This window comes from Micromonospora sp. NPDC005194 (genome assembly GCF_040608335.1).
Lineage (GTDB): Bacteria > Actinomycetota > Actinomycetes > Mycobacteriales > Micromonosporaceae > Micromonospora.
This window is the reverse complement of record NZ_JBEXIA010000004.1, coordinates 67,001-92,892: the sequence shown is the minus strand read 5'-3', so window position 1 is coordinate 92,892 and position 25,892 is coordinate 67,001. Positions and strand designations below refer to the sequence as shown.

The 25,892-nt window shown below is 73.2% G+C and carries 23 protein-coding genes and 5 tRNA genes; 14 read left to right on the top strand and 14 right to left on the bottom strand.

From position 1 onward, the window contains the following. The first annotated feature begins 27 nt into the window (after positions 1-27). Complete coding sequence (locus tag ABZU53_RS04790; protein ID WP_355063884.1) at positions 28-294, top strand: hypothetical protein; 267 nt, start codon at positions 28-30, stop codon at positions 292-294. A 28-nt stretch (positions 295-322) separates the two neighbouring features. Here the strand turns inward: ABZU53_RS04790 and ABZU53_RS04785 are convergent, their stop codons facing one another. Further along, positions 323-577 carry a hypothetical protein gene (locus tag ABZU53_RS04785; protein ID WP_355063882.1) on the bottom strand — a complete coding sequence of 85 codons (255 nt, stop codon included), beginning with the start codon at positions 575-577 and terminating at the stop codon, positions 323-325. A gap of 330 nt (positions 578-907) precedes the next feature. Further along, positions 908-1,483 (bottom strand): hypothetical protein, encoded by a 576-nt coding sequence (locus ABZU53_RS04780; protein ID WP_355063881.1) that lies wholly within the window; start codon positions 1,481-1,483, stop codon positions 908-910. A 66-nt stretch (positions 1,484-1,549) separates the two neighbouring features. Here ABZU53_RS04780 and ABZU53_RS04775 point away from each other — a divergent pair, with 66 nt between their 5' ends. Together ABZU53_RS04775 and ABZU53_RS04770 are read left to right on the top strand one after the other, a co-directional pair. Next, complete coding sequence (locus ABZU53_RS04775) at positions 1,550-2,299, top strand: hypothetical protein (RefSeq protein ID WP_355063879.1); 750 nt, start codon at positions 1,550-1,552, stop codon at positions 2,297-2,299. 174 nt (positions 2,300-2,473) lie between these two features. Then, the gene (locus tag ABZU53_RS04770; RefSeq protein ID WP_355063877.1) at positions 2,474-2,623 is read left to right on the top strand and encodes a hypothetical protein; all 150 of its coding nucleotides are present in this window, start codon (positions 2,474-2,476) and stop codon (positions 2,621-2,623) included. 388 nt (positions 2,624-3,011) lie between these two features. Here ABZU53_RS04770 and ABZU53_RS04765 read toward each other — a convergent pair whose 3' ends face one another. After that, on the bottom strand, positions 3,012-3,836 hold the full coding sequence (locus ABZU53_RS04765) for a polysaccharide deacetylase family protein (protein ID WP_355063875.1): 825 nt from the start codon (positions 3,834-3,836) through the stop codon (positions 3,012-3,014). A 150-nt stretch (positions 3,837-3,986) separates the two neighbouring features. On the opposite strand from ABZU53_RS04765, the gene ABZU53_RS04760 reads away from it, so the two are divergent. Beyond that, entirely contained in the window at positions 3,987-4,280 is a 294-nt protein-coding gene (locus tag ABZU53_RS04760) for a hypothetical protein (protein WP_355063873.1), read from the top strand. Here ABZU53_RS04760 and ABZU53_RS04755 read toward each other — a convergent pair. After that, complete coding sequence (locus ABZU53_RS04755) at positions 4,254-5,378, bottom strand: cytochrome P450 (RefSeq protein ID WP_355064043.1); 1,125 nt, start codon at positions 5,376-5,378, stop codon at positions 4,254-4,256. The genes ABZU53_RS04760 and ABZU53_RS04755 overlap by 27 nt on opposite strands. A 66-nt stretch (positions 5,379-5,444) precedes the next feature. After that, a complete protein-coding gene (locus tag ABZU53_RS04750; protein ID WP_354855445.1) occupies positions 5,445-6,113 on the bottom strand; it encodes a 50S ribosomal protein L11 methyltransferase in 669 nt (222 codons plus the stop codon). A gap of 193 nt (positions 6,114-6,306) precedes the next feature. Here ABZU53_RS04750 and ABZU53_RS04745 point away from each other — a divergent pair, with 193 nt between their 5' ends. Beyond that, positions 6,307-7,158 (top strand): hypothetical protein, encoded by an 852-nt coding sequence (locus ABZU53_RS04745; protein WP_354855444.1) that lies wholly within the window; start codon positions 6,307-6,309, stop codon positions 7,156-7,158. Between the two features lie 45 nt (positions 7,159-7,203). On the opposite strand, the gene ABZU53_RS04740 is transcribed toward ABZU53_RS04745, so the two are convergent. After that, positions 7,204-10,134 carry a M36 family metallopeptidase gene (locus ABZU53_RS04740; protein ID WP_355063871.1) on the bottom strand — a complete coding sequence of 977 codons (2,931 nt, stop codon included), beginning with the start codon at positions 10,132-10,134 and terminating at the stop codon, positions 7,204-7,206. Between the two features lie 221 nt (positions 10,135-10,355). On the opposite strand from ABZU53_RS04740, the gene ABZU53_RS04735 reads away from it, so the two are divergent. Beyond that, positions 10,356-11,489 (top strand): alkane 1-monooxygenase, encoded by a 1,134-nt coding sequence (locus tag ABZU53_RS04735; protein WP_354855442.1) that lies wholly within the window; start codon positions 10,356-10,358, stop codon positions 11,487-11,489. A 4-nt stretch (positions 11,490-11,493) separates the two neighbouring features. Here ABZU53_RS04735 and ABZU53_RS04730 read toward each other — a convergent pair whose 3' ends face one another. Together ABZU53_RS04730 and ABZU53_RS04725 are read right to left on the bottom strand one after the other, a co-directional pair. Next, on the bottom strand, positions 11,494-12,075 hold the full coding sequence (locus tag ABZU53_RS04730) for a TIGR03086 family metal-binding protein (protein WP_355063869.1): 582 nt from the start codon (positions 12,073-12,075) through the stop codon (positions 11,494-11,496). Between the two features lie 81 nt (positions 12,076-12,156). After that, on the bottom strand, positions 12,157-12,759 hold the full coding sequence (locus ABZU53_RS04725; protein ID WP_354855440.1) for a TetR/AcrR family transcriptional regulator: 603 nt from the start codon (positions 12,757-12,759) through the stop codon (positions 12,157-12,159). A 421-nt stretch (positions 12,760-13,180) separates the two neighbouring features. Between ABZU53_RS04725 and ABZU53_RS04720 the strand changes: the two genes are divergently transcribed. From ABZU53_RS04720 to ABZU53_RS04710, 3 genes are all read left to right on the top strand, one after another. Beyond that, positions 13,181-13,253 (top strand) — tRNA-Gly (locus ABZU53_RS04720). 34 nt (positions 13,254-13,287) lie between these two features. Further along, positions 13,288-13,358 (top strand) — tRNA-Cys (locus ABZU53_RS04715). Between the two features lie 13 nt (positions 13,359-13,371). Further along, a tRNA-Val gene (locus ABZU53_RS04710) sits at positions 13,372-13,446 on the top strand. Between the two features lie 76 nt (positions 13,447-13,522). Here ABZU53_RS04710 and ABZU53_RS04705 read toward each other — a convergent pair. The 5 genes from ABZU53_RS04705 to ABZU53_RS04685 all read right to left on the bottom strand — a co-directional run bounded on the left by ABZU53_RS04705 (position 13,523) and on the right by ABZU53_RS04685 (position 22,285). Continuing rightward, on the bottom strand, positions 13,523-16,282 hold the full coding sequence (locus ABZU53_RS04705) for an FtsX-like permease family protein (protein WP_355063867.1): 2,760 nt from the start codon (positions 16,280-16,282) through the stop codon (positions 13,523-13,525). After that, positions 16,279-19,446, bottom strand: a complete 3,168-nt coding sequence (locus ABZU53_RS04700; protein WP_355063865.1) for a permease — start codon at positions 19,444-19,446, stop codon at positions 16,279-16,281. The genes ABZU53_RS04705 and ABZU53_RS04700 overlap by 4 nt, the downstream gene beginning before the upstream one ends. 7 nt (positions 19,447-19,453) lie before the next feature. Further along, the gene (locus tag ABZU53_RS04695) at positions 19,454-20,173 is read right to left on the bottom strand and encodes an ABC transporter ATP-binding protein (protein WP_355063863.1); all 720 of its coding nucleotides are present in this window, start codon (positions 20,171-20,173) and stop codon (positions 19,454-19,456) included. Next, positions 20,170-21,102, bottom strand: coding sequence for an ABC transporter ATP-binding protein (locus tag ABZU53_RS04690; RefSeq protein WP_355063861.1), 933 nt, complete (start codon positions 21,100-21,102; stop codon positions 20,170-20,172). Before ABZU53_RS04690 ends, ABZU53_RS04695 begins: the two co-directional genes overlap by 4 nt. A 202-nt stretch (positions 21,103-21,304) precedes the next feature. Next, complete coding sequence (locus ABZU53_RS04685) at positions 21,305-22,285, bottom strand: DUF5937 family protein (RefSeq protein WP_355063859.1); 981 nt, start codon at positions 22,283-22,285, stop codon at positions 21,305-21,307. Positions 22,286-22,355: 70 nt separating this feature from the next. On the opposite strand from ABZU53_RS04685, the gene ABZU53_RS04680 reads away from it, so the two are divergent. Continuing rightward, on the top strand, positions 22,356-23,171 hold the full coding sequence (locus ABZU53_RS04680) for an isocitrate lyase/phosphoenolpyruvate mutase family protein (protein WP_355063857.1): 816 nt from the start codon (positions 22,356-22,358) through the stop codon (positions 23,169-23,171). Positions 23,172-23,309: 138 nt separating this feature from the next. On the opposite strand, the gene ABZU53_RS04675 is transcribed toward ABZU53_RS04680, so the two are convergent. Beyond that, a complete protein-coding gene (locus ABZU53_RS04675; RefSeq protein ID WP_007457129.1) occupies positions 23,310-23,582 on the bottom strand; it encodes a DUF6458 family protein in 273 nt (90 codons plus the stop codon). Between the two features lie 148 nt (positions 23,583-23,730). On the opposite strand from ABZU53_RS04675, the gene ABZU53_RS04670 reads away from it, so the two are divergent. From ABZU53_RS04670 to ABZU53_RS04655, 4 genes are all read left to right on the top strand, one after another. Beyond that, positions 23,731-23,803: transfer RNA gene (locus tag ABZU53_RS04670), tRNA-Gly, on the top strand. Positions 23,804-23,851: 48 nt separating this feature from the next. Next, positions 23,852-23,926 (top strand) — tRNA-Val (locus tag ABZU53_RS04665). Positions 23,927-24,058: 132 nt separating this feature from the next. Next, positions 24,059-24,709, top strand: coding sequence for a TOPRIM nucleotidyl transferase/hydrolase domain-containing protein (locus tag ABZU53_RS04660; protein ID WP_355063856.1), 651 nt, complete (start codon positions 24,059-24,061; stop codon positions 24,707-24,709). Positions 24,710-24,841: 132 nt separating this feature from the next. Beyond that, on the top strand, positions 24,842-25,849 hold the full coding sequence (locus tag ABZU53_RS04655) for an NAD-dependent epimerase/dehydratase family protein (RefSeq protein WP_355063854.1): 1,008 nt from the start codon (positions 24,842-24,844) through the stop codon (positions 25,847-25,849). Positions 25,850-25,892: the final 43 nt, after the last annotated feature.

The window sequence follows — 25,892 nt, the reverse complement described above, 5'->3', positions numbered from 1 at the left end:
ATACCGCCGGTTCCTCGGGTGGCTGGCATGAAGGCCGGAGACGTGGTGCTGGTCGGGGCTGCCTGCTCGCCGCAGTTCACCGGGAACCGGGCGCTGAGGCTGCGCATCGTGTCGGTCGGCGAGACCGACCCGTACCACGACTGGATCTGGTTAACCGGGTACGTGCTCGACGCGAGGGGCAACGCCACCGCCAAGCGCGAGGTGTACGTCATGAAGGCCGGGCTGATCATCCAACGGCGAACCGCCCCGGCGGGTGTGCAACCGAGGTGGTCCAGTTCGCGCGTACGGGCCTAAGCCGTATTGGCGGGTATCCCCGCATGGGTCAATCGCTCCCCGTGTATGTGCGGGCCATCGGGTGATCCTCGGTCCCGTCGTGTTCGTCCTTGGCGCAGGTGACGCACGGGGGAAGGGCCTGTCCCAGCAACAGGGCCGCCTTGGCGTGGGTGTCGCCCAGGCGAGCCAACAGTTTCTGAGCGCCGGTGAGGTCGCCGAGGGTCAGGCAGTCCCTCGTCGCCTCGTAGGCCCGATCAACCTGCACCCTGAGTCGATCGAACGCGGCGAGCATGTCGGCGTTCACTTCGCCGCCTTGGCGTGGTTCGCCCGACAGGCAGCCCGGCCCTTGAGGTCATGGCGGTGTCCGCACTCCGCGTGGTCAAGGCGGCCGTTTCTCCAACCTTCGGCGCGAACTCGGGCTTAGCCGCGGTGGCCTTCTTGGCCGGGGTCTTGCGGGTGGCGCCTTCGTTGGCCTTCGCGGTGGTGGCGGCAGGCTTGGTCAGTTCGGTCGTGGTGTACTCCTCGGTGATCACGCTCCGTAGTGGAGCGAAGCCAACGTAAGAGGACTCCTGGTCAGTCCTAATACCCTTCCCACATAGTCTGAGATTAGGGCCCGGAATGGTGGGAGCGTCGCCTAGGTCGCAACCTTGTTCAGAGCGGCAGCCAAACGCCAAGTGCTGATCACGAACTCTCGCACTTCATGGTCGTCAGGAATCACGCGCCCATGGGCGACCTTGTTCCGCAGCTCTTGGAGTCGTCGTCCGAGAGCGAAGAGGTCGTCGTTGATGACGCCTTCGCGGTGTAGTTCCGTCATTCGCTGGTAGCTGGAAACTAACCTCCTGCCCGTCCCTGGTGGGTTCAGTGCGTCCTCCACCAGGTGCCACGCTCGCATGACGCCACCGACGGGGTGTCGCTCCGCTTCTTCGACAAGATCGCTGAGAGTGGGGTTCGGCGCTAGATGGGCAGCACCGCCTTGTGGGGCTGGTAGGGAGAGTTCTTCTGGCTTGTCCGGTGCAGCTACCTCGGCAAGTTCGCTAGTTGCAGCTACCTCTTCCCTGAACTCGGCCTCAATGCCAGCCGGTCCCGCAAAACGATTGAGCCGTCTGAACACCTGACCGATCTCGCGTCGTAGGAGTATGACCGCCACCATGGCGACCGCTGGCCAGGCCAAGGCTGTCACGATCTTCACTGATGCTTCGAGCCATCCCACGGCAGGGATCGTAGGTGGTCACCACAAAGGAGCCTCGGTCTGGATCGGCGGTCGTACCCTGGTCGGGTGCTCGCTGCTGAGGCTCCGAAGATCACCGACTGGATGCAGGCGTGGGGGAGTCTGGTCGGTCTGATGATGTCGACAGCCGCCGTCCTCTTCGCCGGTCTGCTGTTCCGTCATGAGATCCGCGTACGCCGTGAGGAGCGGCGTGACAACGAAGCGACACAGGCTAGGTTGATCATTGCGACTATCACGGAAGTTGTGAGGGAGGGTGGCCAGGTCGTTGGCGCGGAAGTGGCTGTCGTGAACCACAGTGGTGCTCCGGTCTTCGACGTATATCTGTACGTGACGAACTGGCAATTAGATCATGCGGGTATGTTCAAGGGCGCTTCAAGTAAGTCGATCGAGATTCTGCAACCCGGTGAAACTGGGTATGGCCGGGTAGTCTTCGATCAGTCTTGGCCATCGCGCCGTGTCCGGCGGAGCCACATGTGGGCCGCAGTCGCCTTCTTTGATGCCGCCGGTCTCAACTGGGATAGGAAGGGTAGTGAGCACCCGGTCAGAGTGACTGACCCATTTGATCTTGAGCCGGGCCTTTCTGGACTGGTGTGGCAGTATCTTTGGCCGCTTTCAGGCGCTGCGGCTTGGATGCGGAAGTGGCATCAGATAGTCAGGCACAAGGTTGAGTCGCACATGCGAAGAAAAGTCTTCAATCGCAAGCATGGCCATCTGTTGAAAGGACGGGCTACGCCCACCACTGCACGAATACCCGTTGACGGAGCACCTGCGCCCGGTGGAGGTCGAGGCGCTGACTGAACGCCTCGGGGTCTTCGTCTCGGGTTGGGGTCAGGTTGGTAGCCACGCCTGCCGGATGCCGGGATACCTCAATGCGCTCGATGACCGAGCTGATGATGGTGCGTTTCCAGGTGTTGTCCCTGTCGTTCCACACCCTGCGCAGCTCGGTGCCGGACGGCAGGCGGGTGTGGACTCGTGACCGCGTGGCCTTGGCGAGCGCTGCCCGGTCGCGTCTACCTGCTTCATGATCTTGGCTCGGCGTCGGCGGTACTCAACCTTCGTGATCTCTTCGGCGTCGTACTCGTCCTCGACCCGCTCAAGTCGGCGTTCTCCGTCAGCCAGTGACTTCCGCAAGGCTTGTTCGGCCTCATTGATGTCGTCGGCCTGCACAGACATGGCGGTGCGTAGCTCCGGGGAGTCAGCTCGGGTGAAGAGCAGTTGTTCGATCCACCGCTCAAGATGCGCCATCTCGATTCTCATGCTGCCGCATCCGCCGGTAGCCAACTGGTTGCAGACGAACGACACCCGACGCACCCGCTTACCGCGCACAACCCGGGTGCTGGTCATCGACACCATTACTCGTCCACGGGTTGAACTGTCCTTCATCGTCCCGGCGCAGAACACCAGACCCGACAGCTCGTACTTCCTGGCGTTGCCGTTGCTGAACCCCCGTAGCTTGCGCTCCCCGCCCGAACGGCACCCACCAGCACTGACTTTCGTCAGGCCGCCCGGGTCAGCGGATGTAGTCCTCCAGTAGCGCCGGGGTGAGTCCGGCCCGGTGGATGGCCTGCAACGCGGCCAGGAGGTCGTCCATCAGCGCCGGCCGGAAGTGCATCAGCAGGATGTCGCCGGGTTGGACCACCTTCTCCGGGGTCTGGTAGCGCACCTTGCCCTCGTGGACCGTCTCGGACCAGTGCAGGACCGCCTTCGCGCCGCAGTCCTGCGCAGCCTGGAGCGTGGTGCTGTCGTACTCGCCGAACGGTGGGCGGAACAGGGTCGCCCGCTTGCCGAACAGCGTCTGAAGTTTGTCCGCCGCCCCGCAGATCTCCTGCTTCTGGTAGTCGTACGACCGGCCGGCCAGTGAGTTGTGCCGGATGGTGTGGTTCTCGACGACCCCACCGGCGACCTGGATCTGGCGGAAGTAGACGTCGTGCTCCTCGGCGGCCGGCGAGTTCAGGAACATCGTGACCGGGATGTGCGCGCGCCAGATGAAGTCGGCCACCGCGGGCGGTCGGGCCAGCCCACCGTCGTCGATGGTGATGAAGGCGACCTTCTGGTCGGTCGGCAGGCGGTGCCAGAACGGGATCGGGCCGGTCACCGGCAGCGGCACCGGTTGCGGTGGCGGCGCCGCGGGGAAGGTCGGCGCCTGCGACACGTACCAGTCCAGGCTGCCGGGCGTCGGCCGGGCGGTCGGGGACGGAGACGCCGAGGGGGACGGAGACGCCGACGGGGTGGGCGCGGGCGTGGACGGGCTCGGCTGGGACGCGATCTGCCGGGCGTGGAACGCGGGTCCGGCTGCGCAGGCACTCAGCGCCAGCAGGGTCAGAAGCGTTACCACTGCGGGGATGGGGCGCGGGCGGGCTGATGACACGCCCGGAAACATAGCGGGTCACGGTCAGGCGCCGCGCCCCGTGACGATCTCCCCGGGCGGTCTTGCCCGGGCTGCCTAGCCTTGGATCGGAGTCGATTCGATAAGCGGAGGCGGCCGATGGTGCGGTGGATCATGCAGATACTCGCCGCCGTCGGCTTCGGCGCGCTGCTGGGGTTCATCGGGCTGACGATGACCCTCAACCTGTTCGGGTACGCCGACGCGGAGGCCCGCCGGCTGTCGAGGAACCCGTGGAACCGCGTGTGGGGAGCGCCCGACCGTGATCCGGCCGAGCTGCGGCAGGACATCGGCTTCAACGTCGCGCGGTTCCTCGTCGGCGGTGGTGCCCTGCTCCTCGGTGTCGCCGCGGTCATCGGGGGCATCGTGCTACTGGTCAGCGGGCCGCTCGACTGACCGCACCACGAAGGCGTCCGGCATCCGGAAGGTGAGGTTGTCCGGGCACCACGGCGGCCGGACCACGCTCACCCCGTCGAGCAGTGGCGTCGCCTCGGCCACCACCACGGCCGCCTCCATCCGGGCCAGTACGTCCCCGACGCAGCGGTGCGCGCCCGCCCCGAACGCCAGGTGCCGGCGCGACCCGCGCTGCCCCGGGCGGAACTCGTCGGGGGACTCGACGATCGCCGGGTCCCGGCCGGCGCGGGCCAGCCACAGCACGATGCTGGTGCCCGCCGGCACGGCGGTCCCACCCAGCGTGCCGTCCACCGCCACGACGCGCCGCCACGTGACGATGGGCGGTTCGAGGCGTAGGCCCTCCTCGACGACGTCGGCCACCGCGACGTCGCCGGTGCGCAGGCCGGCGCGTACCGCCGGTTCGACGGCCAATCGGTGCAGCAGCAGGGTGAGGAACTGTGAGGTGGTCTCCTGGCCGGCGACCAGCAGGAAGAAGAGCGCGCCGACCACCACGTCCGGCGGGTGGCCGCCCGCGCGCAGCTCGGCGGCCAGGCCGCCACCGGTGGCCGCGATCTCGCGCAGCACGCCGTGGAAACGGCCCACCTCGGTGGCGAGGGCCAGCTGCCGGTCGGCGTCCAGCGGCGCCCAGAACAGCTCCAGTGCCGCCCGGGCGAACTCCTTGACCGCGCCGACCGGCGCGGCCGGCAGCTCGACCAGCCGGGCCAGCACCAGCAGCGGCAGGTCGGCGGCGAGGTCCGCGTACAGGTCGACCGGCGCACCGGCGTCGAGCGCGGCGCGCAGCCGGGCCACCCGCTGCCGGACCAGAGCGGTGAGCCAGGGGCGCTGCGCCGCCACGCGCGTCGGGTGCAGCGCGTCCGCGACGATCGCCCGGATCGGGGGATGGCTGGCGGCGGAGTTGTTCGCCAGCGTCGGCGGCAGCCGGAACCGGTGCCCGGCGAGCACCCGCAGCGCGGTCACCGGCATCGGGGTCACCGCGTCCAGGGCGTTGTCCGGCCGGTAGCGGACCGGGTCGGCGAGGACCTGCCGGACCAGCGCGTGCCGGGTGACGACGAGGTGACGTACGCCGACGTGGTCGGTCACCTCGGCGACGTCCGGCCAGGGTGCCTCGACCTCGGACGCCCAGCCGGAGAACAGCACGTCGACACGCTAGCCGGCAGCCCTCGGCAGGCCGGCGCGCAACTGCCAGACGGTGGTGCGCTTCACCCGGACGCTCTCCAGGGCCTCCGGCACCGGCACGTCGTAGGTCGCCAGCTCGTCGAAGCGGTCCCGGGGCAGGAACGCCCGGCCGGGGTCACCGACCAGCGCCGGCGCCCCGGCCCGGGTGGCGCGCAGCAGGAACCGCAGCACCCGCCGGGCCATCGCCTCGCTGTAGAACACGTCCCCGGCGAGCACCACCTCGGCGTCGCCCGCGTCGCCGTCGAGGATGTCGCCGAACTCGGCGTCGACGCGTACCCCGTTGGCCTCGGCATTGAGCGCGACGGCCGCGACCGCCAGCTCGTCCACCTCGACGGCCCGCACGGACGCCGCGCCGGCCCGGGCGGCGGCGATGGCCACCAGGCCGGAGCCGGAGGCGAGGTCGAGCACCCGGCGGCCGGCGACCAGCTCCGGGTGGTCGGTGACGTAGCGGGCGAGCGCCTGCCCGCCGGCCCACGCGAAGGCCCAGAACGGCGGCGGCCGGTCGCTGGAGAACTCGCCCTCGGTCAGCTCCCAGAGCCCGATCGGTTCGTCCGCCTGGTGCAGGCGCACCTCGGGAACGAAGGGGACCGGGGCCAGCCGGGCGTGCAGCCGGACGAAGGTGCTGGAGAGCTCGGACACCCGGCGATTCTCGCGCACCGGTCAGCCCCGGCGACGCACGGAGGTGGTCGAGGGATCGCGGGTACGCGTGAAGGGTTCACCACTCTCGGTGAAATCACCCCTCCTGCTTGGCATCCGATGCGAAGACACCCCTCTGTCCGGCCCGCCCGTTTCCTCCTAGCGTTTCCCTCCAGGGACGAGAAGGAGCGAGGTGGTGGTGATCGTGTGGCGGTACGCGCTGCGGCTCGGAGCGTTGGTTGCCGGCGTTGCCGGGGCGGTGCTGACCCTGGCCGCGCCGGCACAGGCGGCCTTCGCCACCGAGATGAGCGGCCTGCCGGCCCGGTTCAGCGCGGGGGACCAGGTGCGCACGATCTCGGCGGTGGTCTCGCAGACGGACCGGCGCGGCGGATGCGCGAAGGTGCGCTGGTCGATGGTGCTCCGCGTGCAGGGCATCCGGCTCGACCAGGTGAAGATGGACCGGGTGGAGGAGAACGGCGACTTCCCGCTGGAGGTCCAGACCGAGGGTGACGTGGCCCGGTTGACCGATCGGCAACTCGACCCGGGCACGCTCTGCCCGGGCCGCACGGTCACCGCCCGCTACCGGGTGGCCTTCGCCGAGGACGTCACCCAGGGACGGGTCACCCTCGCCGCCGAGGCGTACGACGCCAACCTGCGCCTGTTGGCCCGCCAGACGGCCACCCGATCGGTGGTGGGGGCGGGGGCCAGGCCGACCGGTACGCCGACGCCGAGCGCGACTCCGGCCGAGCCCAGCGATCCGCCGAGCGAACCGGCGCAGGAGAGCGACCCGGCCGAGGAACCGGTCGCCGACCAGCCCATCGACGCCGCGCCGCCGGCCGCCGGCCGTCCGGTCTCACAGGCCGGTGGGTTCGGCATGGTGCAGGCCGCGTTCCTGCTCGGTGGGCTGCTGCTCTCGCTCGGGGTGGGGTTGCTGCTGCGGCTGCGTCACCTGACCCGGGCCGCCACCACCGAGGCCGAGGACCCGCCGGTGGACCGGCTCTGGGAGCGGCCGGCGCCGGCGGGTGGCTGGCGACCGGCCCGCCGCTGATCGGGGGTTGTCGGGGCCGGCGGAGGACCGCCGGCCCCGACGGTGTCACTTCGTGAACGCCTGGAACTCGGCGATCCTGACCTGGGCCCGGGCCGGGCTGGCGGTCGCGCAGTCCGTCGTCGTGGCCGGGTCGTCGTCCTGCTCACCTGCGTACTGCGGGCCGCCGGTGCACTGGCTGGCCAGCACCTCCAGGCGCAGGTGGGTGGCGAGGGTGGTGGGCACCGCGAACGTCCGCAGGTTGATGTCGCGGCTGTACGCCCGGTACGCCCCGCCGGGGAACGCGTCGCCCGCGCTGGTGTAGATCCGCCGCCAGTGCGTCGGGTCCGCGCAGTCGGTCGTCGTCGCGTCGCACGCGGACACCGCGAACGAGCGCAGCGCGCTGAGCGCGTTCTGACTGCCGGTGTCGGGGTCCCCGACGATCGCGGGTCGCAGCATGGCGCTGACGTTCACCCGCTTGACCGTCTGCGGGCCGTCGCCCGGCAGGTCCACGGTGAGCTGCCGGCCGGCCACCCCGTCCAGGGAGGCCCAGTTCGTCGCCTCGGTGTCGTCGACGACCCGGTCCAGGTTGACCCCGTCGCCGCTGATCGTGGCACCGGAGGCCGTGGACGCGAGGTTGCGACTCAACCGCAGGTCCACGTAGCCGGTCCGGCCGGCGTCGGCGACCACGCTGAGCCGTTGGTGCCCGAAGCCGGGCGCGACGGCCAGCAGGTCGTACGTGCCGGCCACCATCTCCACCGTGTCCGGGATCGGCGTGGCCGGGTCGGTGTCCGCGATCGGCGTGGCCCGTGCCTCGTACGCCCCGACGTACACCCGGATCGGCGCGTCGGCGCTGTCCCCGCGGGGGCGCAGGGTGAGCGTCGCGTTGCCGCCACGCGGCGAGGCGAAGCTCGGCGTCGGGTCGGTGTCCGCGGCGCCGTTGGTGGCGGCGTCCCGGCCCATCCCGGAGCGGGCGAACTCGGCCCAGATCAGGTCCTGGTTCGCGCCCCCGAAGCGCAGCAGGTCGGCGGTGAGCATGTTGTCCCGCATGTCGAGCATGCTGACCTGGCTTGCGGCCTGGAGCAGGAACGAGTCGAAGACCAGTTGCGACCAGCGCCGGTTGCCCGGGCACTTGTCGGCGGTGACCTTGCCCTGCGCGCACTCCAGCTGCCGCTGGGTCGTGCCGAGGCCGTACCGCTTCACCAGCGCCGAGCGGACCCGGTAGTTGGTGGCGCCCCAGATCTCCCCGTCGGCGTGCACGGCGGGGCCACCGGTGTTGTAGCCGATGTCGGAGTAGTTCAGCGGGCTGCGGCTCAGGTCGTAGTTGCGGATGCCGCTGACCAGGTTGCCGGTGACGTAGCCGCCGGTGACGAAGGGCGACTCGCCGGGCGCGCGCAGCCCGTTCTGGTACAGGTACTCGGCGGCGAGCAGGTCGCCCCACGACTCACCCATCGCCCCGCCCTGGTGGCCGCTGATCCCGCTGTCCGGGCCGGCGATCATCCGGTTGGTGATGGCGTGGGTGTACTCGTGGCCGATCACCGTCATGTCGTAGTCGCCGTCCACGCACGGCGGGTACGGGCCGCCGGCCTGCGGCTGCCACAGGTACATGTTGGTGGTCGGCGGCAGGCCGTCGCGCCCGGTGCCCTGGTTGGCGTTGTTGCGGTTGCCGGTCAGCGCGCCCTGCTGGGCGCGGCCCTGCTCGGCGTCGCCGCCCAGCCCGGACGGGGTGAGGTTGACCGCCTGGAGGTTCCACGCCGACTCGGTGAAGCCCAACTGGTACGCCCAGTCGTGCATGCGGTTGTGCATGACGAAGAGGTTGGCGATCGCCGCGTCCGCGTCGTTGCGCTGCGCCGACGTGAACACCGCCGGGTTGCACTTCGCCTGGTGCCACTGGTCGGTGAACGGGTACTCGTAGCGGCGCTCCGGGCTGGGGGTGGCCGGGACGATCGGGGTGTTGTTGCCCCAGGAGAGCACGGTGTTGGCCGAGTTGCCGCGCGAGGTGAAGGTCGGGGTGCCGGTGGCCGCGTCGACGTCCCACGGCTGGCCGGTGGCCGGGTCCCGCTGGGCGACCTGGCAGCCGGGGGCCGGGTCACCGCACCAGCGCACCCGCGGGTCCTGCCCGGCCGCGAGGTCGCGGGGCGGGGTGGCCGGGAAGACCGCCCAGCTCGGGTTGTCCGAGTCGAAGTCGACGAGGTCCTCGCGGACCAGCACCTTTCCGGTGCTGCCGTCCACGTAGCTGGTGAACGCCGCCGGGTGGTCGGCGTCCGCACCGATCATGGTCACCTCGTAGGCGGCCCGGGGCCCGTCCAGCGGGGTGGGTACGGCCACGGCGCGCACGGTGTGGCTGGCCACCGCCGTCGCGGTCAGCCCGGCGTCGGCGAGCGCGTCGGCGTACGCCTGTTCGGCGGTGCGGGTGGCCGGCGCGGGCGCGCTGGTGTCGCGGGCCAGCGAGGAGTTGACGGCGAGCACCGAGCCGCCCTGGACCGCGAGGGTGACCAGGCCGTCGGGCCCGGCCGGCAGGTCGCCGAAGCGCTGCCGCAGGGTCACCACGGCACCGCTGCCGATCGGTCGGACCAGCACCCGTTCCAGGTCGGCGACCGTCGCGGCGTCCATGCCGTACAGGTCACGGTTGGCCCTCAGGTAGGCGCGGGCGGCGGCCTCCGGGTCGCCTGGCAGCCCGGTGGCGAGCGGGGTACGACCGGGGCCGAGGGCCTGCGGGGTGCCGAACCGGTTCCACCGCACGTCGGGATCAGCGGCGCGGGCCAGGCCGCGCTGGCGGGCGTCGGGTGCCGCCGTACCGGAGCGGTTGTCGAGGTCGGCAGGCTCGTGGTTGCCCTCGGCGAACGGCCCGGACGAGCGTTGCGTGGACGGCGCCCCGGCGGGGGCCGCGGTGCTCGCGCCCGTGGGTAGCAGCGCGGCGATGGTCGCGGTCGTCGCCAGGACGGCGATGAGCCGGCGTCGACGCCGGCTCATCGGGGGTGACCACTCCGGTTGTGGCACGGGACCTCCTCGTGGGAGCGGGATGGCCGGCGGCTGCCGACCGACGCAGCGCGGTGACGCATGCGCATCTGTGGATATCAGCCGACCGGGGGCGCGGCAAGGCCCCCGACCGCCGACGCGCCGACTGATCGAGATAAATCGACTTTACAAAACGTACGCTCTTGTAAATGAACGTGATGGCTGTCACTGTCGATGTCAGAACGCGAGACCGGAGGTTGGCCATGACCGTCGATGCCGATCCGACCGTCGAGCCCGCCGCCTGGCGGGACCGTCGCAAGCCGCTCTGGCCGCTGGCGCTCCTGGTGCCGGCGCTGCCCTTCGTCGGCTTCGCGCTGTGGCGGGCCGGCGGCGGCGCCTGGGCGTGGTGGCTCACCCCGGCCGTCGTCTTCGGCCTGATCCCGGTGGTCGACCTGCTGCTCGGCGACGACCGGCAGAACCCTCCCGAGGAGGCCGTGCCCCGGCTGGCGGCCGACGGCTACTACCGCTGGCTCACCTACCTCTACCTGCCGGCGCAGTACGCGGCACTGGTGCTGTGCTGCGCGGTGTGGGCCCGCGACAGCCTCTCCCTCGCCGGTGCCGCCGGCCTGGTGGCCACCGTCGGGGTGGTCAACGGCATCGCCATCAACACGGCCCACGAGCTGGGCCACAAGCGCGAGCGGGTGGAGCGGTGGCTGTCCAAGGTGGCCCTGGCGCCGGCCGCGTACGGGCACTTCTACGTCGAGCACAACCGCGGCCACCACGTCCGCGTCGCCACGCCGGAGGATCCGGCGAGCTCGCGACTGGGGGAGAGCTTCTGGGCGTTCTGGCCGCGTACCGTCCTCGGCAGCCTGCGCTCGGCCTGGCGGTTGGAGACCAGCCGGTTCCGCATCCGCGGCCGGTCCCCGTGGACCCACCGCAACGACGTGCTCAACGCGTGGGCCATGACCCTGGTGCTGTACGCGGCGCTGACCCTGGTCTTCGGCCCGGTGGTGCTGCCGTTCCTGGTCCTGCAGGCGGTGGTCGGCTTCTCCCTGCTGGAGGTGGTCAACTATCTGGAGCACTACGGGCTGGCCCGGCAGCGCACCGCCGCCGGACGCTACGAGAAGGTCGACGCCCGGCACAGCTGGAACAGCGACCGCACGGTCACCAACGTCTTCCTCTTCCAGCTCCAGCGGCACAGCGACCATCACGCGAACCCGCTGCGCCGCTACCAGACGCTGCGCAGCTTCGACACCTCACCGCAGCTGCCCGCCGGGTACGCGACGATGGTGGTCGTGGCGCTGGTCCCGCCGCTGTGGCGACGGGTGATGGACCACCGGGTGCTCGCGCACTACGGCGGCGACCGGGGACTGGCCAACACGCGGCCCCGACGCTGACCGCTCAGTGGCCCGGGGCCCAGTCGGGGTCGCGGCCGAAGGCGGCCAGCAGCTGGTCCTGCTCGTCGGCGTCGGCGGGCAGCCGCGCGTCGTCGCGTACCAGCTTGTCGCGCCGGTAGTCGTCGACCCGCCCGGCGAACCAGCGGGCGCACACGCGCACCGCGTCCGGGTCGAGCCGCGGATCGGCGCCGATCGCCACCGCCAGATCCCAGCCGTGCACCAGGTGTTCGGCGAGGAGCTGCTGGACGTACTCCGCGGCCGGGGTCGGGCCGGCCGACAGGTGCACGGTGCGGTCGATCGTGCCGGGATGGGTGACAGCGATCTCGGCCTGCGTGGCCGCCTCCCGCGCCGTCGCGGCCGGGTCCGCGCCGAGCTGGTCACCGTCGAAGCGGTCGCCGACCTCGTCGACGGTGCGTCCGGCGAGCAGCGGAACGCTCCACCGGTCCTCGCCGACCACGTGGTTGACCAGGGTGCGGACGTCCCAGTCCGGGCACGGTGTCTCCTCGGCCCACTGGCCGGGCCCGACCTGGTCCACCCGGTCGACGAACTCGGCCAGGCTCCGGCGGTACGCCTCCAGCAGGTCCATGCCGTCGATTGTTCTCCTCGGCGCGGTGGCCCGAGCCCGTTTTGCCCGGCCCGACCTGCGGTGCCGTTCCGCCGTCGCCGCTCAGTCCAGGTCGGCCGGGGCCAGGCCCAGCTCCCGTGAGGTGACCAGCCGTACCCACTCCCCGAGCTGCCGGCGGGAGATCACCCGGTCGTGCACGGCGAGCTGCACGGCGAGGCCGTCCATCACGGCGCTGATCCGCCAGGCGGCCCCCTGCGGGTCGGCGCACTGGAAGGTGCCGTCGGCGACCCCGGCGGAGATGACGGCGGCGAGATCCTGCCGCCAGCGCAGGTCGAGCCGCCGGGACACCTTCTCCAGCTCGGGGGTGCGCAGCGACTCGGACCAGCCGTCGATCCACATCGACCAGGAGGTCGCCCGACCGGCCGGGGTGTAGAGCTTGAGGATCCGGCGGAGCTTCGTCAACGGCGGAGCGGAGGAGCGGGTGACCGCGTCCAGGCGGGCCAGATCCTGCTCGACGGCGTACGCGAACGCCTGCGCGAGCAATCGCTCCTTGGTGGCGAAGTGGTAGAACACCAGGGCCTGACTCACACCGGCGGCCTGTGCCACGTCCGCCGTCCGGGTGTTGGCCAGACCGCGTTCCACGATCACGTCGCAGGCCGTGCGCAGCAGGGCATCCAGGCGGATCTCGGCCGCACGTCTCGTCACGACCGTTACCGTAGCCCATCCACCCGAACACGAACAGTTACCGCTACCGTCCGTTTCGTGGGCTAAGAGTCGGAAGTCGGACACTTTCCAGGGGTGCCGCGGTTCGGTCTCCCGGCGGTGTTCGTCGAGGTCCGCCGCTCGCCGCGGGCGCGCGTCGCCGCCGGGCGAGGGGCCGTCGTCCCGGTGGCGACAGCGGGCGTCGCACGATGCCGGAGTGTGACGGTCGGGAGTCAGTCGAGAAACCAGGCCAGCTCCCTAGGAAGCCTGCGGCGAGTGAGTCCGACCCTCCCCGGGACCCGGCACGCGGCCCCCGCTCGGGCTCCCGGGCGGGAGGGGACGCGCCGACACAGACCCCCGAGTTGGCAGTCGTTCACCGGCTCGGCTAAAGTTCTCATCCGTCACCCGGGAACGCCGGGGGCGTGCGGACGTAGCGCAGCTGGTAGCGCATCACCTTGCCAAGGTGAGGGTCGCGGGTTCGAATCCCGTCGTCCGCTCGGAGCTGCCGCCACGCGTGACGGGGGCAACCTCGGTGGGGTGGCCGAGAGGCGAGGCAACGGCCTGCAAAGCCGTCCACGCGGGTTCAAATCCCGTCCCCACCTCGGCATTATGCACGGGCGATTGGCGCAGTGGGAGCGCGCTTCCTTGACACGGAAGAGGTCACTGGTTCAAACCCAGTATCGCCCACCAGCTGTACAAGCAGGTCAGAAGGCCCGTTACCGGATATCCGGTAACGGGCCTCGTTTTTGCACCGGTCGCCGGCCGGCTACTCGCCGGCGCGGAGCACCTCGCTCAGCCGGTCGCGTCGCCGCAGGGCCGACTCCACAGGTACGACCGTGGCGGCCGCCGCCAGCAGCGCCACGCTCACCAGGCCGAGCAGCCACCACGGCGGGACCGCCCCCGGCTCGGCGGCCTGGCCGGTGAGCAGCCGCAGGTCGAGCGGGCCGAGCGTCAGGCGTGCGAGCAGGGCCCCGAGCAGCGGGCCGCACACCGCGGCGACCACGACCGGCGGCAGCACCTCTCCGGCGGCGACCCAGCGGGCGTCGCGTGGCCGCAGGCCGAGGGTCCGCAGCCGGGTCAGGGTCTGCCACCGCTCCGACGCGCCTGCGGCGGCGGCGAGCGTGAGGCCGAGCAGCCCCAGCGCCAGCAGCACCGCGGCGGCCGTCCACGCCAGCCGTACCAGCCCTGCGGTCAGCGGGGCCACTCGCTGCGCCCGTAGGACGTCGGCGCGCAGCACGACGTCGGCGGCGACGCCGCTGTTCGACACGGCCCGCGCCGCGCCGGGGCCGGTCACCCAGACGGTGTTGGGAACGGCGGGCAGCCCGGCGCCCGCGAGGGCCGCGGCGTCCACGATGACGACGTCACCGGCGCCGCCGACGGAGGGCGCGGTACCGACGGCGGTGAGAGGGATCGCCGGGGCGTCGCCCCGGGGTAGCTGCAACCGCGTGCCGGTCCGCAGCTCGCCGTCGCTCGATCGGACCAGCGCTGGGACGTCCCCGGGGCCGGGACCGGGTGTCGTGAGCCGGGCCAGCGCCGGCGCGTCGGGCAGCGGGGTGGTGGCCAGCAGGCGCTGGAACGCGTCGGCGTCCACGATGACCAGGCGTGGGGTGAACAGTGTCGAATCGCTGAAGACGCGCGCCGAGTCGGTCACCTGCGCGACGACGACCTGCCCGACCCCGGGTGCGGCGGCGATGCGCTCGGCGACCGCGGGCGTGGCGACCCCGGCCTCGGCGCCGACGTCGAGGCGGGCGTCGGCGCCGACGCTGCTCCACGCGCCGTCGGCCAGGCCCCGGGTGACGGTGGTGCCGAGGATGAGCGCGAACGACGCCAGCGCCGTGGCGCTCACCAGAACCAGCAGCGGCAGCGCGCGCCCGGCCGTTGCGGCCGCCCGGGCGGCACCGAACACGGCCAGCGGGCGGCGCGAGCGCAGCGCCTGCCGGAGCGCGAACCGCGCCCCCAGGGGCAGCAGCCGGAGCAGGACGAGCGCGCCGACGAGCACGCCCAGAGCGGGGGCGCTGATCGGCAGGATCGTGTCGCCGGTCAGCGCGCCGGTGTCGCCGTCGGAGGCGACGGACAGGAGCCCGCGCTGGTGCAGGGTGACGAAGGCGGCGACCGCGGCGATCAGGACTGCGGCCTCCACGGCGGCGCGACGTAGCTGGCCGGTGGCCCGGATCCAGCGCCGAGCGGCCCGGTTGGCGGGTTGACGCCGGTCGCGGCTGGCGCGGGCGGCGGCGAGGATGCCGAACGTCGGCCCGGCGACGGCGCCGGCCAGGACAGCGGGAACGGCCCAGGCCCAGGAGACGCCGGGAGCCGCCGCGCGGGCGAGCGCGAGCCCGACGGCGGCGGCCGACAGGGACACCACGGTGGACTCGATGGCCAGTTCCGCACCGAGGTCGGGTAGCGCCGCCCCACGCTGCCGGGCGGCGCTCAGCGCCGGGGTACGGCGGCGGACCAGCAGGTCGGCGGCGAGCAGCAGGACCAGCACCGTGGCGGTCAGCACCCCGGTGAGCAGGACGGCGGCCTGCACGGCAACGGCGCCGATCCGGGTACGGGCGGCGCGCAGGGTGGTGTCGAGTTGCGACTCCCACTTCAGGGACTCGTCGCGGGCGCCGGAAGAGCCGGAGGCTGCCTTGAGCTTGACCACCTGGCTGGCGAGTGCCGCGGTGGTGTCCCAGGTGAGCGCGTCGGGAACGGGTGCGAAATGGATGGTACGTCGCAGTTGGTCCTCGTCGACGGCGAGCCGGGCGTCCGGTAACGACTCGGCCGACAGCAGGCCGGCGAACCGGGTGGTCCCCACGCCGTCGGCGCCGGGCACGGGGCGCAGAAGCGCCGGGGCGAGTCGCCAGGCGGGGTCGGCGCTGTCCGCGGGTCGGTAGATCCCGCTGATCCGGACGTCCCGGTCGCGACCCTGACCGTCCTTGACCGGGATTCGATCGCCGGGGCCGAGGTGGAGCGAGGTGGCCTCCGCCTCGGAGATGCCGACCTGCACCGGCCAGGGCGGTCCGTTGTAGGAGGTCTCGACGAACTCGTCGGTGACGGCGGGGCCGGGCGCGCTGCCGGAGACCCAGGTCACGTCCGGGCCACCGAGATCGCCGGCCAGGTAGGTGAACTGGAAGGTACGCGGCGCGCTGCCGTCGGTGATGCTGAGGATCGGACCGTTGACAACGGCGATGGGCGGGAGCAGCGCGGCGTCCAGGTCGGGCCCGAGCGCGTAGGCCGCCCGGGCGCGGAAGTCGTCGACGTCATCGGCGAGGCGGGCTGTCCGGACCCGCCCGCCGGTCGGTCCGTCGTCGCGTTCCCAGTCGGCGCGTACGAGGACGTTCGAGTCCTGACCGGCGCGGCGGACCGTGTCCTGGACGGCGCTGTCGGCGGCGGCGCCCAGCAGCGCCGGCACGGCCCCGGCGAGCAGCGCGACGGCCGCGATGACGGCGGCGGTGAGCAGCAGCGGTCCGGCGTCGGTCCGGCCCCGGCCGCGGACGCTGGGCCAGTGCGGCGTCGGCCACCGGCGGGTCAGCCACCGTTTCACGGCGCCACCCGCAGGTGCGCGGCGTCGGCCCGACGGACCTGGACGGTGACCACAACGGCGACCGCCAGCAGGCATCCGGCCAGCAGTACGGCGAGCAGTGCGGCCTCGGCTGGCCACGGCCACTGTGGCTGGGCGGCCGGGACGGGCGCGGCGCCGGTGTCGGAGCGCACGAGCAGGGGAGCGACGATGCGGGTGGCGAGCGCGCCGACGGCGGCGCCCGCCGCGAGCAGGGGCAGCAGAACGCCGACGTGCTGGCCGAGCAGCACGGCCCGGATGCCGCGCCGGGACATCCCCAGGCCGCGCAGCCGCGCCACCTCGACGGCGCGGACCTGCAGATCGCAGGTGACGTGCAGGACGACGCCGGCGAGCAGCAGCAGGGCCGCGGCCGGGACGATGAGCCGGAGCGCGGCCGGCAGCCCGGCGCGCAGCGGGCCGCCGGTGAGGCGGGCGGTCTCCGCCTCGCGGTTCGTGACGGTGCCCAGGTGCAGGGCGGTGGCCCGCTCGGCGGCGCCGGGACCGGCGGGGTGGCCGACCCACCAGGCGTCGACCGGGAACGTCAGGTCGCCGGTGACGGCGCGTGCGCGGGACAGCGTGTCCAGGTCGGCCAGGACGGCGACGGCGCCGGGGACGGACGGTACGGTCGGCACGACCTCGGTGACGACGATCGGGACGGGCGTGGTGCCGACCGTGACGCTGAGTTGGCTGCCACTGTCGACACCGACCTCGCTGGCAAAGCGGGCGGAGACGGCGACGGGCACCGGCCCGGGGTCCGGAAAGGCGGTGGCGACGATAGTCCGGGCGGCGTCGTCTGCGCCGCCGAGGTCGACTGTCGCGGCCATCCGCAGCGCGGTTCCCGTCCGTACCGGAGACAGCGTGACGCTCAGCTCGCGCACCTTGCTCGGGACCGGCGGCGCGGACGTGGCGGTCCAGTCCGACCCGTCGGTGGACCCTTGCGCCGACCCGGCGGGCGGCACGGTGAGCGTGACGGCTACGGCGACGGGTCCGCCGACCGGGTCGGCGGTGACCGGCAGGGCGACCGCGACGAGGCGCAGCCCGTCAGCCGTCGCGCAGGCGGGCAGCCGAAACTCCCGACCGTCGAGCGGTACGGCGGGACCGGTGCAGGACGTGCGCAGGCCGGTGGCGTCCTGCAGCAGCAGCCGGGGCGTCACGGCGAGGGAGGTGCCGCCGGCCGCGGTCCCGCTCAGGACGAGCGGGGCGCCGGCCGCAACGGCGAGGCCGGTGACCCGGGTGCGTGGTGCCAGCGTGGCGCCCACGTCCGCCCATCCGCGGTCGCTGTCCACCGGCCCGCGCAGCAGCGCGTCGGCTCGGGTGGTGTCGACGGCGACCAGGCGCGGCGCATCGCCGGCGGTGCCGAGCCACTGACCGACTGCGGTACCACGGTCGAGGGCCGGACTCACCGCCCCCGCGGTGGCCGCGCTGACGACCGCGCCGTCGCCGGGTGCTGGCGCCGTGCTGAGGGTGAGTGCCAGGTCGGTGCCGACGGAGAGCGCGGCCTGGTCGCGCTGCGACTGGTGCCACGTGGCGTCGAAGGCGAGGCCGAAGGTTCCGGCCGCGCAGGCCAGCCCGACGAGCAGCCCGGCGGCGACCGCCTGGGGCCGGCGGGCGCTCTCGGAGACCGCCAGCGGGAGCGCCAACCCGCGGGCGCGGTACGCCAGTCGGTCGGCGCCGCGCAGCGCGGGCAGTACCACCCGGAGCGCCAGGGCGGCGCCCGCGGTGAGCAGCAGCGCCGGCGCGAGCACCCGGACCGCGTCGGCGCGTGGGCTGGCGGCGGTGGGCTGCGCGTGCAGCTGCCACCATCCGGCGGCGGCGAACACGGCGAGCATCAGGTCGGCGCCGGAGCGGGCCAGCAGTTCGCGGCGGGTGCGCCGGTCGCCGGGTGCCCCGACGGGCCGGATCGCCAGCACGGTGAGCACAGCGGTGAGCACCAGCGCACCGCCGACCACCGCGAGAACCTGGGCACTCGTGATGGCCGGCCGGACGGTCAGGCCGGCGTCGTCCAGCGGCGGCAGGTGGGTCAGGCCGGCGTGCAGGACCGACGAGGCCGGTATCGCGAGCGCCGCGGCGACGGCGGCGACGAGCCCGGCCTCGAGTGTCGCGGTGGCGGCGAGTTGGCGGCGGCTGGTGCCCAGGGCGGACCGCAGGGCGGTCTCGTCCGCGCGGATGCCCGCGGTCAGCCGGCCGGCGAGGACGAGTGCCGTCGCGGCCAAAACACCGCCGAGGACGGCGATGGCGAGCACGACGGCCGCGGTGACGTGCCGTTGGTCGTCGGCGGCCCGCAGGGTCAGCGCCAGGTCGGAGGAGACACGTGCGAGCGTGACGCGGTCGCCGAGGGTGCCGGCCAGCCGACGGTCGGCACTGCGGACGGCCCCGGCCATGGTCTCCAGGTCGCGGCGGTTGGGGTGGGACAGGTCCGGATGGGCGGTGACCTCCAGCCGGTCGACGGTGGCGCCCGTGGTGACCAGGTCGGCGAGGTCGACGAGGAACGGGCCGTACGCGTTGACCGGCTGCAGGAAGCGGCCGTCCCGGTAGCCGGTGGCGGAGCCGGCCGCGGCGAGCGGGTCGCGGTCCCAGCCGCGCCCGGGCAGCGGGCGTACCACACCGACGACTGTCACGTCGATGGCCGGGACTGGCGGGTGGGCCAGCTCGGCGCCGAGGCGCACCCGGCTACCGGGGGTGAGGCCGAGGAGTCCGGCGGTGGACTCCAGCAGCACCGCGTCGCCAGGGTGCTGTGGCCAGCGTCCGGTGATCAGCTCGGCTCGGGCCGGCAGATCGTCCAGCCCCGACAGGTACGCCTGGGCCGGGACCGTGGTGCCCGGGGCGAGCGCGGGCGGCAGCGCCCGCAGCACTGTCGACGCCCGCGCGGTCGTTGTCACCGGGAACGGTGCGAGCGCGGAGGCCACCACGGTGCGGGTGTCGGCGGCGACGGACGACGCGTCCCGGCCCTCGACGGCGCCGGTGTAGACGGTCACGTCGACGGCGGCGGGGGCGGCGCGGGCCATGGCGACCTCCAGCGCCCGCTCGGCGGTGCGGGTGACCAGCAGGGTGCAGGTGCCCAGCACTGTCGCGCCGATCGTGACGACCCCGAGCAGGGCCGCCAGCAATGGCCACTGCGCGCGGGCGCGCCGGCTGACCAGCCTCAGCATCGTCGTGTCACCCGGCGTCCGACACGGGCCCGTACGGCCCGGTCGCCTGTTCGTCGAGGTGCCCGTCGTGGATGCGGATCACCCGGTCGGCCAGGGCCATCATCACCGCGTCGTGCGTCGACACCAGCACGGTGACGCCTTCGGATTCCGCTATCCCGCGCAGCAGGGCCATCACCGACAGACCTGTCTCGGCGTCCAGTTGCCCGGTGGGCTCGTCGGCGAGCAGCAGCCGGGGCGAGGCGGCCACCGCGCGGGCGATCGCCACCCGCTGCTGCTGGCCGCCGGACAGCTCGGCCGGCCGTTGGCGGGCGTGGTCGGCCAGGCCGACCAGATTCAGCAGCAACTCGACCCGCCGCTCGCGCTCGGCCGGGGCGACGCGGGCCAGCCGCAGCGGGGCGGCGACGTTCTCCGCTGCCGACAGCACCGGGATCAGTCCGAAGCTCTGGAAGACGTACGACACCTTCTCGCGCCGCAGCCGGGACAGGCCGTCCTCGTCGAGCGCGCCGACGTCGGCGCCGTCGACGTGCACGGTTCCGGCGTCCGGGCGGTCCAGTCCGCCGATGACGTTGAGCAGGGTGGTCTTGCCCGAACCGGACCGGCCGACGAGCGCCACCATGGAACCGGCGGCCACGTCGAACGACACGCCGCGCAGGGCGTGCACGACGGTCGGCCCGGTGCGAAAGCGCCGGTGGACGCCGCGTACGCGCAGCAGCGGCTCGCTGCTCATTCGCCGCTTCCCGAATCGGGGCGGATCGTGATGTGGTCGGGTTCCAGGGCCAGCCGGACCCGTCGGGTCAGCGCCAGCGCCTGCCGGAACTCGCGGGGCACCTGGACCCGGCCGGCCCGGTCCATCACTGCGTACTCCTCGGCGATCACGTGCGTGTCGCCCTCCGCGTCCGTGGTGGTGCGGCGCAGCACCTCGCTGCTGGTGCGCCCGTCCCGGATCGCGATCGTCCGTTCGACCTGGCCGCTGACCTCCGGGTCGTGGGTCACCACGACGACCGTGACGCCGTACCGCCGGTTGACGTCCCGCAGCACGCCGAAGACCTCCGCGGACGTGGCGGCGTCCAACTCGCCGGTCGGCTCGTCGGCGAGCAGGACCCGCGGCTGGTTGGCCAGCGCCACCGCGATCGCGACCCGCATCTGCTGACCTCCGGAGAGTTGCCCGGGGCGCCGGTCGGCGCAGTCGGCGACACCGAGGCTGTCCAGCAGCTCGGCCGCGCGCTCCCGGCGCTCCTTCTTCGCGGTACGGGCCGCCGTCATCGGCAGGTCCACCATCTCCCGTGCGGTCAGGTAGGGGATCAGGTTGCTCGCCGTCTGCTGCCGTACGAACCCGACGGTGTGCCGCCGGTAGTCCACCCGGTCCGCGCGGGACATCGCCAGGAGATTCCACTGGCCGACCCGGACCCGCCCGGCGGTGGGGGCGTCGATGCCGGCCAGGATGGAGAGCAGCGTCGACTTGCCGGACCCGGAGGCGCCGACGACGGCGACCAGCTCACCGCTCTGCACGGCCAGGTCCAGTCCCTGCAGCGCCTGCACCTCGATCGAACCGGTCTGGTAGATCCGCACCAGGTTCTCGCAGACGATGAGCGCGTCCCGGCCGAACTCGGGCGCCCGCGCGGATGGCTGCGGCAGGGACAGCGGTGTGCTGGACATTGCCAGCAGTTTCGCAATCCGCGGCTTCGTTGACCATGCCCCCGGACGGCCTTTCTGCGTTCCGCCGAGGATCTGCCGCTGAACGTGTCGGCGGGTGTTCCGGTCAGAAGGTCAGCAGCCGGAACTCGCCCACGGCGGGAAGCCGCGGCGGCGGTAGACCGCCTCGGCGATGGGTGACGAGGTGAGGGCGCACCGATGTCGGCTATGCCGTTGCCGAGAGCAGCGCCTCGGCGAGGTCGGTGCGGGCGCTGAGCAGGGCCCGACCCCGGCGGTGGGTCACCACCAGACCGGCCGCGCGCAACGCGGTCAGGTGCTGGGAGACGCCGCCGGGTGACATCCCACTGCGGCGGGCCAGTTCGGTGGTGCTCGCCGGCCCGATCAGTTCGGTGAGCAGCCGGGCCCGCCCGCGGCCGAGCACGGCGGCCAGCGCGTCCGGGACGCCGTTCGGCCGCTCCCAGAGGGTGCCCAGCCCACTGGCGGGGTAGGCGAGCTGCGGCGCGTCCCCTGCGGAGACGCTCAGCACCGACGGCCAGACGAAGACCGACGGGACCAGCACCAGGCCCGGACCGTCCGCGACGTCCGGGGCCAGGCAGTGCCGCTGCGCGACGACCAGCGTGTCGCCCTCCCACCGGACCTGCCGGTGCAGATCGTTGAGGAGCACCGCCGCGCCGTCCTCGGCGAGCAGGCGGGCGCGTGCGGTGACATCGGCGTCGAGCAGCAGCCGCAGCCGCGGCCAGTGCGGGGCCAGGGCGATCCGCCAGTACGCCTCGATCTCCTCGCTGAGGCGGCGCAGCCCGGCCGGCGGGTCGGCGTACAGGGCGGCGAGTGCTGGCGTGCGGTCGCCCGGGTACAGGTCCAGGTGGGCGCGGACGGTGTCGGCCCCGGTGGCGCGCAGGGCCGTCAGTTCGGCGGCCAGATCGGGGTTGAGGTTGGCCGGCGGCGGGGTGAGGAAGTCGGCCAGGTAGCCGGGCGGTGCCGGCACCAGCTGCCAGAGCAGACCGCCGTCCGACTCGATCACACCCGCCTCGACCAGCGGCTGACGCACCCGGCGTACCCAGGGCAGGTGGACCGCGTGGTCTCCGGGGTCGCGCAGCACCCGGACGCTCGCGACGACCTCCCACAGGCAGGAGACGGCGAACCGGATGCGGGCGACGGCGCCCGCCGACATGCTGATGGCGACCACGGCACCCCCGATGGTTTCAGCTGGCGCTAAAACATTACCGGCGGCTGCGGGGCCGGCCGAGACTTGCCGCGTGAGCGAACACCACACCCGAGCCGAACTGTTCCGATCCCTGCACACCCCCGGGTCGCCGCTGGTCCTGGTCAACGCCTGGGACGCCGCGAGCGCCCGCGTCGTGGCCGCCGCCGGTGCCCGCGCGGTGGCCACCACCAGCGCCGGCGTCGCCTGGAGTCTCGGGGAGCCCGACGGTGACATCCTCGGCCGCGACGCGGCCGTCGACCTGGTCCGCCGGATCACCGCCTCGGTGCCGTTGCCGGTCACCGCCGACATCGAGTCCGGGTACGGCGCGACGCCGGCGGAGGTCGGCGTGACCGTACGCGCGGTGCTCGACGCCGGTGCCGTCGGCGTGAACATCGAGGACGCCCGACGCGAGGGCGGCCCACCGCTGCGCGACGTGCCCGACCAGTGCGCCCGGATCGGCGCGGTGCGAGGCGCGGCCGACGCTGCGGGTCTGCCGCTGTTCGTCAACGCCCGGATCGACACGTTCCTCGCTGGCGCTGGGGACGTCGCCGAGACCCTGGCCCGGGCCACCGCCTATCTCGCCGCCGGCGCGGACGGCATCTTCGTGCCCGGGGTGGTCGACCCGGTGACCATCCGCGAGCTGGTGCGGGCGGTGCCGGCGCCGCTGAACGTGCTCGCCGGGCCGGGCGCCCCGGCGGTGGGGGACCTGGCCCGGCTGGGGGTGGCCCGGGTGAGCCTCGGCTCGTCGATCGCGCAGGCCGCGTACGCGGTCGCCCGCCGGGCGGCGGACGAGGCCCTCGGCGCGGGCACGTACGACGCGCTGGCGGACGCCCTCGACTACGGCACGCTCAACGCCCTCATGCGGTGAGCGGGGCGGGCTGCGTCACGCTCGCAGCCGGTGCCTCCCGTGGCGCGGCAGGCCACGAAACGCCGGGCCGGCCGCCTCTGTCGAGGTGGCCGGGCCCGGGTGCTCCGCCAGTTCCGTCAGTGGTGGCCGATGGTCGTGTCACAGCGGCGGGGCGATGTCCCGCCGCTCCTCGACCCGGCGGTACTCGACCGGCTCCTCGACCCGGCGGTACTCCACCGGCTGCTCGGTGGCGACGGGGACCGCCTGGCGGCGGCGACCCCAGATCAGCGTGGTCATGATCAGGCCGAGCACGCCGGCGCCCATCAGGATCCAGCCGACCACGTCGAGGTTGATGCCGCCGACGCTCGCGTCGAGCGCGAAGGTGAGGATCGCGCCGAGCGCGATCAGGAAGATGCTGGTGCCGATACCCACGACAGCCTCCTTAGGGGGTGTGGTGCGCTGTCGAGGTCACTCAGTACCCCGGTGGCGACCAGCGCAATCGCCGCCGCCCAGGGTCGCGCGCCCGCCGATCTTGGCATCGGGTAGAGTTTGCCGCGTCGCCGGCGTTCGTCGGGGACGTGCGGACGTAGCGCAGCTGGTAGCGCATCACCTTGCCAAGGTGAGGGTCGCGGGTTCGAATCCCGTCGTCCGCTCGCGATTCGCCTCGACGGGCTTGAGCGTCCGGGTCGGGCGGAAACCACGGGCGATTGGCGCAGTGGGAGCGCGCTTCCTTGACACGGAAGAGGTCACTGGTTCAAACCCAGTATCGCCCACCAGTTCGCAACGGCTCGTCACCGCATTCTCGGTGACGAGCCGTTTGCCGTGGTGACACCACCGGGATCCCGACGCCCGGCAGACCGCGGACAATCCGGTTGTGACACGGGTTGGTCGTTGCGAGACTCGGTCCCGTGCCTGAGCCGGACCGCTTCCGCGCCGCCGTACGCGTCTGGGCGGCCGGCGGTCCGGACGCCGCGACCGCCGCCGACGCGGCCCGGGAGTCGGCGGCCGGCCTGCGTACCGTCGTGCTCGTCGAGGGGGTCAGCGACCAGTTCGCGGTGGAGGCGCTGGCTGAGCGACGGCGCCGCGATCTGGCCGCCGAGGGCGTGTGCGTGGTGCCGCTCGGAGGCGCGATGAGCGTCGGTCGGTACCTGCGGCTCTTCGGCGCGCAGGGCCTCGCCGTGACCGTGCGGGGGCTGTGTGACGAGGCCGAGGAGGGCTTCTTCCGGCGTGGCCTGGAGCAGGTGGGTCTCGGCGCCGGCCTGACCCGGTCGGCAATGGAGGAGCTCGGCTTCGGTGTCTGCGTGACCGACCTGGAGGACGAGCTGATCCGCGCGCTCGGCAGCGACGGCGTCGAGCGGGTCATCGCCGAGCAGGGGGACCTGGCCCGGTTGCGGGTGTTCCAGAACCAGCCCGCCCAGCGTGGGCGCCCGGTCGAGCGGCAACTACGCCGCTTCCTGGGGACGATGAGTGGCCGCAAGGCCCGCTACGCGGGGGCGCTCGTGCGCGCTCTCGAGCCGGGTGCCGTGCCCCGCCCGCTGGACCGGCTGCTCGCCGGTTGACCGGCCCGATCCCCAGTCGACCGGCCCGATCCGGCTGCGCGCGGGCGTCGGTGCGGGGGTTCTGCCGAGGGCAGATCCGCTCGCCGTGAACAAGAGCGCAATCCGCCACACCCATCCGCCAGGGTGGAGCACATGAGATTGCTGGTGTTGGGCGGTACGGGTTTCGTGGGCGGTGCGACGGTCGCCGAGGCGGTTCGCCGGGGCTGGTCGGTGACGGTGTTCAACCGAGGGCTGCACGGGTCGGTCCCGCCCGGCGTACACCGGTTGCGGGGTGACCGGAGCGCGCCGGACGGCCTGGCGGTGCTCGCGGACGGCGAGTGGGATCTGGTGGTCGACACCTGGGACGGCGCGCCGCGCGCCGCGCGCGCCGCTGCCCGTGCGCTGGTCGACACCGTGGGGCACTACACCTACGTGTCCAGCGGGTCGGTCTACGCCGACCCGGTGGCGCCCGGCTCGGACGAGACCGCGCCGGTGGCCGACGCCGACCCGGACGCTGCCGACGGCGACTACCAGCAGCTCAAGGCGGGGGCGGAGCGGGCGGTGCGGGAGGTCTTCGGTGACCGGGCGCTGATCGCCCGGGCCGGGCTGATCCTCGGGCCGGGGGAGGACATCGGCCGGCTGCCCTGGTGGCTGAGCCGCATCGCGCGGGGCGGCGACGTGCTCGCCCCCGGCCCGGCCGAGCTGCCGATCCAGTGCATCGACGTGCGCGACCTGGCCAGCTGGATGCTGGACCAGGGCGCCCGAGCGCGGGGCGGGACGTTCAACGCGGTCAGCCGCCCCGGGCACAGCACGATGGGTGAGCTGCTCGACGAGTGCGTGGCGGTCACCGGCTCCGACGCTCGGCTGCGCTGGACCGACCCCGAGTCGATCCTCGCCGCCGGGGTGGAGCCGTGGAGCGACCTGCCGATCTGGCTGCCGCTCGGGCATCCGTACCGCTGGCTGCTGGAGCGGGACACCAGCCGGGCCCACGCGGCGGGGCTGACCTGCCGGCCGGTGGCCGAGACCGTGGCGGACACGTGGCGGTGGTTGCGGGAGGTGGGCACGGTTCCGCCGCGCGCCGGCAGGCCCCGCCGCGCTGCGGTCGGCCTGGACCCGGCCCGGGAGGCCGCACTGCTCGCCACCCAGCCGGCGGCGGGCTGACCGGCGGCCGCCGGATCACTCACGTGGAGGCGCCGGACAGCCG